The following is a 6,000-nucleotide window of genomic DNA, read 5'->3' as shown; positions in this document are numbered from 1 at the left end:
GGCGGACTCCCCTAAAAAAACAAGACTAAAAAATAAACAGGAAAAATGCAGTTAAACACTGTGTGCCTAAATACAAAGTGCACAACACCGTTCCTCTTCAATTCTTAATAAGGAACAACTCTTGGTGACAACGATTTTTTTACATCGTGACTCACGATCGCAGACTGGCTATTCTGATCGTGACGGGGGATCATATCGCAAAATGAAACGAAGATCCTCTTTCTTTTGCACAGTTTTTATGGTTTTTATCCACAGGCTTGCTGATTTACGATAATTCACCAAATGAAATATGCAAAGGCGTTCTAGTGTACTTGAGTCGTCCTATAAATAGCAATTGGGGATAACTTTCTCTTTGCATAAATCTCTCTTTCTTATAGTAAGTGATCAAATATCTCTCATTTGATCCACTAAAGATCCTTGCGCTTTCACCATGAGTCCGTATAATCTTGCACCCTGCGTGCTTGTACCAACAAAGTCACTTATTAAGACCTTTTTTAGGTCGCTAATAAGCGTACTCGTTGCGCATAAGTCAGGATTGATTATCGGGTTTGCTAAAAAAGACGACAAAAATCGGTACTTAAAGCGTCATCTTCATTGACGCATTTGAGTGATTTTATTACAATCCCGCATCTTTCCATCATTGATGCTGCGATTGAAGTACCGGTTTGTTTATTTATTGCACGCCTGTCTGTCAACGCATTTGCTGAATCAGTAATAATATTAAGTAGGTAGAAATCGCCATGAAACGCACTTTTCAACCGTCTGTACTGAAGCGCAACCGTAACCACGGCTTCCGCGCTCGTATGGCCACTAAAAATGGTCGTCAGGTTCTGGCTCGCCGTCGTGCGAAAGGCCGCGCTCGTCTGACCGTTTCTTCGAAATAATAAAAGCTAACCATTCCGTGGTTAAGCTCGCTTTTCCAAGGGAGTTACGTTTGTTAACTCCCAAGCATTTCAATTTTGTTTTCCAGCAACCACAACGTGCGAGTTCTCCAGAAGTTACTATTTTGGGTCGCCAGAATGAGCTGGGGCATCCCCGCATCGGTCTAACAATCGCAAAGAAAAACGTTAAACGTGCTCATGAGCGTAATCGCATTAAACGATTAGCCCGTGAATACTTTCGTTTACATCAGCATGAATTACCGCCGATGGATTTTGTGCTATTAGTAAGAAAAGGGGTTGCTGAACTTGATAACCATCAATTGACGGAAGTATTGGGTAAATTATGGCGTCGTCATTGTCGCTTGGCTCAAAAGTCCTGATCTTGCTGATTAGGGGCTATCAACTGGGGATTAGTCCTTTGTTGGGGCCTCGTTGTCGTTTTAATCCTACATGCTCTAATTACGGAATTGAGGCATTGCGCAGGTTTGGAATGATAAAAGGTAGTTGGTTAACAGTGAAACGCATATTAAAATGCCACCCTTTACACGAAGGTGGTGATGATCCTGTCCCACCTAGAAAAAACGACGATAACAGAGAAAATTAACGATGGATTCGCAACGCAATCTTCTATTCATCGCTTTGCTGTTCGTTTCTTTCCTGATCTGGCAGCAGTGGGAGGGTGATAAAGTTTCACAAAACACCACCACTACCGCTCAGGTCTCGCAACAAGCGGACGTGCCAAGCAGTGATAGTCTTGCTGTAACTGGTAACAGCAATGAGCAGGCAAAATTGATTACCGTAAAAACTGACGTACTTGATATTCGTATCAATACTCAGGGCGGTACTATCGATGAGGCTGATTTGTTAGCCTATCCCGCCGAGCTTAATTCACAGACACCTTTCCGTTTACTGGAAACTACACCACAATTCCTGTATCAGGCTCAAAGTGGCTTAATCGGCCCAGATGGTCCAGATCAGAAATCTCGCCCAGTTTATAATGCTGATAAAAACGAATTCGTACTTGGTGAAAACCAAGATGAATTACGTGTACCTATGACTTTCGTAAATGAAGAAGGTGTGAAATTCGTCAAAACCTTCATTCTGAAGAAAGGTCAGTACGATATCGGTATTGAGTACAAAATTGAGAATACAACAGATAAAACGCTGACCATGAACTTCTACGGCCAGTTAAAACAATCTGTTAAATTGCCAGAAAGCCGTGATACAGGTAGTAGCAACTTTGCACTACACACTTATCGTGGTGCGGCATACTCATCAGATGAAACCAACTATAAAAAATATAGTTTTGGTGATATCGAAGATAAAAACTTATCTCTAACCACGAATAATGGTTGGGTTGCAATGTTACAACAATACTTTGCAACAGCATGGATCCCTTCTAAAGATAGTCAGAACAATAGCTTCTACTCTATCACTTTAGAAAACAAATCTATTGCTCTGATTGGTTATAAATCAGCACCGGTGACAATTGCACCAAATAGCAGTGCTGATATCAGCTCAACATTATGGGTTGGCCCTGAAATTCAGTCAGAAATGTCAGCCATTGCGCCACATTTAGATCTGTCTGTTGACTACGGTTGGTTATGGTTTATCTCTCAACCACTGTTTAAACTGCTGAAATTCCTTCACAGCTTTATCGGTAACTGGGGCTTCTCCATCATCATGATCACCTTTATCGTTCGTGGTATCATGTACCCGCTGACTAAAGCACAGTACACCTCCATGGCGAAAATGCGTTTACTGCAACCAAAACTGGCTGCACTGCGTGAACGTATTGGTGATGACAAACAGCGTATGAGCCAAGAAATGATGGCGTTATACAAACAAGAGAAAGTAAATCCTCTGGGTGGTTGTTTACCATTACTTATCCAGATGCCAATCTTCCTTGCGTTGTATTACATGCTGATGGGCTCTGTTGAATTACGTCATGCACCGTTTATGTTATGGATCCAAGACTTATCTGCACAAGATCCGTACTACATCCTGCCATTATTAATGGGTGTGACAATGTTCATCATTCAGAAACTGTCTCCAACAGCAGTCACTGATCCGATGCAACAAAAAATCATGACCTTTATGCCGGTTGTGTTTACCGTATTCTTCCTGTGGTTCCCATCAGGTCTGGTTCTGTACTATATCGTCAGTAACTTAGTGACCATTATCCAGCAGCAGTTAATTTACCGTGGTCTGGAGAAACGTGGCTTACACAGCAGAGACAAAAAATAAGGTCACATGAGGAAAAGCCTCTTCCTTGGTTACATTCAAAGGAAAGTGACATAAAATAGCGAAGGCGGTCTGCAATGACCGCCTTCTGTTTTTTATATTGATATGATTATTCTGATTAAGCGAGTACACCATGCATAGCACTGATACTATCGTCGCTCAGGCCACACCTCCGGGAAGAGGCGGTGTTGGTATCCTACGCGTTTCTGGCCCTAAAGCTGCCCTTGTAGCACAAACCGTTTTAGGCAAGTTGCCTAAACCTCGTTATGCCGATTATCTGCCATTTCGCAATGATGACAACTCAGTACTTGATCAGGGTATCGCCCTTTTCTTCCCTAATCCGAACTCATTTACGGGTGAAGATGTTCTAGAACTACAAGGCCATGGTGGCCCCATTATTCTGGATTTATTACTAAAACGTATTTTACAAATCCCTGGTGTGCGTATTGCTAATCCTGGTGAGTTTTCTGAACGTGCGTTTTTAAATGACAAACTCGATTTAGCACAAGCAGAAGCGATTGCCGATTTAATTGATGCCAGCTCAGAACAAGCAGCTCGTTCAGCAATTAATTCACTACAAGGTGCATTTTCCTCTCATATTAACGAGATGGTAGAGTCATTAACGCACTTACGTATCTATGTTGAAGCAGCCATTGATTTCCCTGATGAAGAGATTGATTTTCTTTCTGACGGTATCATCGAAGGAAAACTTAACGCCGTTATTGCTGAATTAGATGATGTTCGTGCTCAAGCTCGCCAAGGTAGCTTGTTACGTGAAGGAATGAAAGTGGTTATCGCAGGTCGCCCTAATGCAGGTAAATCAAGCCTATTAAATGCATTAGCAGGTCGAGAAGCTGCCATTGTCACGGATATTGCGGGTACAACCCGTGATGTGTTGCGTGAACATATTCATATTGATGGTATGCCTTTGCATATTATCGACACCGCAGGCTTACGTGAAGCCAGTGATGAAGTTGAACGCATTGGTATTGAACGTGCTTGGAAAGAGATTGAGCAAGCAGACAGAGTGCTATTTATGGTTGATAGCACCACAACCGATGCCACAACACCTGAAGATATCTGGCCTGAATTTATGGCTCGTTTACCAAAAACCTTGCCTGTCACTGTTATTCGTAACAAATCGGATTTAACAGGGGAAAATGTCGAGATCACGGCACAAGGTAACTACCCGATGATCCGCTTATCTGCTCGTGATGGAATGGGTATCGAGTTACTACGCGATCACCTGAAAGAAGCGATGGGCTTTAATAGCAATACTGAAGGTGGTTTCTTGGCTCGCCGCCGCCATTTACAGGCATTAAATACCGCAGCGGAACATCTACAGCAAGGCCATGAACAATTGGTTTATGCAAAATCCGGTGAATTGTTGGCAGAAGAGTTAAGACTGGCTCAGCAAGCATTAAGTGAGATCACCGGTGAATTTACTTCAGATGACTTATTAGGCCGTATTTTCTCAAGTTTCTGCATCGGGAAGTAACCATCAAATCTTACCTGCTATACCGTGTAAACCTTAACTTAACGGTTATAGCAGGTAAAGTCGGATTTACACGCTATAACCACTAAATCTTGATCTACACGCTATAACCGGTATATTAGATATTAACGCCTATAACCGGTAGAAGATGATGATTATAATTAACGCCTATCAACTCAGCGTCCATCTAAAAGATGTCCGATTAACAAAAAAACTTTCTCAAGGTAAAGTCGCCCAAAAAGTGGGAATTCGACAAGACACCGTGTCCAATTTTGAACTTAATCCTAATTCCACCAAGCTAGAAACCTTTTTTAAACTGCTCTCCGCACTAAATTTAGAGATGGAAATTCATCCTAAAGATGCTAAAAATAATTTAGCACACAAAAGTGAATGGAAAGAGGAGTGGTAAATGGCGAGCCTTGATATGTATATGAATGAATATTATGTGGCTATTTTTACTAAAAAAAGCTCAGGTGCGCATTCAACTTAGCTAATAAACTCTCTCAAAAAGAGTAAGATAAATTACTTGTCTTCTTTTATTTTTATATTATTTAATACTATTCTTTAATTAAACTATTAATAATAAATATCAAACGATGTACTAGTTATTTTTTATTTAATCATAGATAAAACAACGCAATCGTTTACTTTTTCTTTTTCTATCTTGAATAAATAACAATATATCTAACACGTATTAATACCATTATTAAATGTACTTTTTAATGATCTAAATATAGAAAACCAGTCAATGACAATGATAAACTTCGTTTTTAGTTAACAGGGTAAATATCCCCCTTATATTTAAGAGTCTATCGTGAGAACGCTTTATTTTACTGCGCTGACAACTGGCATTCTTTCTGCCATTTGGGCATTTATTGCTAATCAATTTGACTTATTAAGCTGGGCTGGCTTTTTGGGTTGCACCGCCTATTTTGCTTATCCTAAAGAAGGTATTAAAGGATTAGCTGTCACTATGGCTACCATTATGAGTGGCGTGATTTGGGCATTGGCGATTATTTACGGTAGCCAAATCTTTAGTGATATTTCTATTTTTGGCTATGCTGTCACAGGTGTTATTGCCTTTGTGATGTGTATTCAAGCTAAAAGTGTACTACTTGCTTATATTCCCGGCACCTTTATTGGAGCATGCACTATATTTGCCGCTCAAGGGGATCTTTCTCAAACCATCCCTTCATTAATTGTCGGTGTTTTATTTGGTTATGCCATGAAAATGAGTGGACTTTGGGTTGCCAATAAATGGCCAAAAACAGCGTAATTTATTTATGCTAACTCAAATCTAAAAGCGGTATTTAGTCATGCTAAAGCCGCTTTTTTATTACTCCCAAATATAGTGTTCCAACAATAGGAACATAACCTGAT

General features: G+C 40.4%; 7 protein-coding genes. All 7 read left to right on the top strand.

The genetic code is table 11. From position 1 onward, the window contains the following. The first annotated feature begins 740 nt into the window (after nucleotides 1–740). The 7 genes from rpmH to GTH25_RS17975 all read left to right on the top strand — a co-directional run bounded on the left by rpmH (nucleotide 741) and on the right by GTH25_RS17975 (nucleotide 5,896). On the top strand, nucleotides 741–884 hold the full coding sequence (rpmH, locus tag GTH25_RS18005) for a 50S ribosomal protein L34 (RefSeq protein WP_004246509.1): 144 nt from the start codon (nucleotides 741–743) through the stop codon (nucleotides 882–884). A gap of 17 nt (nucleotides 885–901) precedes the next feature. Then, on the top strand, nucleotides 902–1,261 hold the full coding sequence (rnpA, locus tag GTH25_RS18000; RefSeq protein ID WP_071788569.1) for a ribonuclease P protein component: 360 nt from the start codon (nucleotides 902–904) through the stop codon (nucleotides 1,259–1,261). Further along, nucleotides 1,225–1,485 carry a membrane protein insertion efficiency factor YidD gene (gene yidD / locus GTH25_RS17995; RefSeq protein WP_072064717.1) on the top strand — a complete coding sequence of 87 codons (261 nt, stop codon included), beginning with the start codon at nucleotides 1,225–1,227 and terminating at the stop codon, nucleotides 1,483–1,485. Before rnpA ends, yidD begins: the two co-directional genes overlap by 37 nt. Before the next feature lie 2 nt (nucleotides 1,486–1,487). Next, nucleotides 1,488–3,128 (top strand): membrane protein insertase YidC, encoded by a 1,641-nt coding sequence (gene yidC, locus GTH25_RS17990; RefSeq protein ID WP_075673272.1) that lies wholly within the window; start codon nucleotides 1,488–1,490, stop codon nucleotides 3,126–3,128. 130 nt (nucleotides 3,129–3,258) lie between these two features. Continuing rightward, nucleotides 3,259–4,623 (top strand): tRNA uridine-5-carboxymethylaminomethyl(34) synthesis GTPase MnmE, encoded by a 1,365-nt coding sequence (gene mnmE, locus GTH25_RS17985; protein WP_075673273.1) that lies wholly within the window; start codon nucleotides 3,259–3,261, stop codon nucleotides 4,621–4,623. A 148-nt stretch (nucleotides 4,624–4,771) separates the two neighbouring features. Beyond that, the gene (locus tag GTH25_RS17980; protein ID WP_072070485.1) at nucleotides 4,772–5,029 is read left to right on the top strand and encodes a helix-turn-helix domain-containing protein; all 258 of its coding nucleotides are present in this window, start codon (nucleotides 4,772–4,774) and stop codon (nucleotides 5,027–5,029) included. A 405-nt stretch (nucleotides 5,030–5,434) separates the two neighbouring features. After that, a complete protein-coding gene (locus GTH25_RS17975) occupies nucleotides 5,435–5,896 on the top strand; it encodes a DUF1097 domain-containing protein (RefSeq protein ID WP_164530788.1) in 462 nt (153 codons plus the stop codon). Nucleotides 5,897–6,000: the final 104 nt, after the last annotated feature.

This window comes from Proteus terrae subsp. cibarius (assembly GCF_011045835.1).
Lineage (GTDB): Bacteria > Pseudomonadota > Gammaproteobacteria > Enterobacterales > Enterobacteriaceae > Proteus > Proteus cibarius.
The sequence above is the reverse complement of the archived record's forward strand: the minus strand, read 5'-3'. Positions and strand labels throughout refer to the sequence as shown.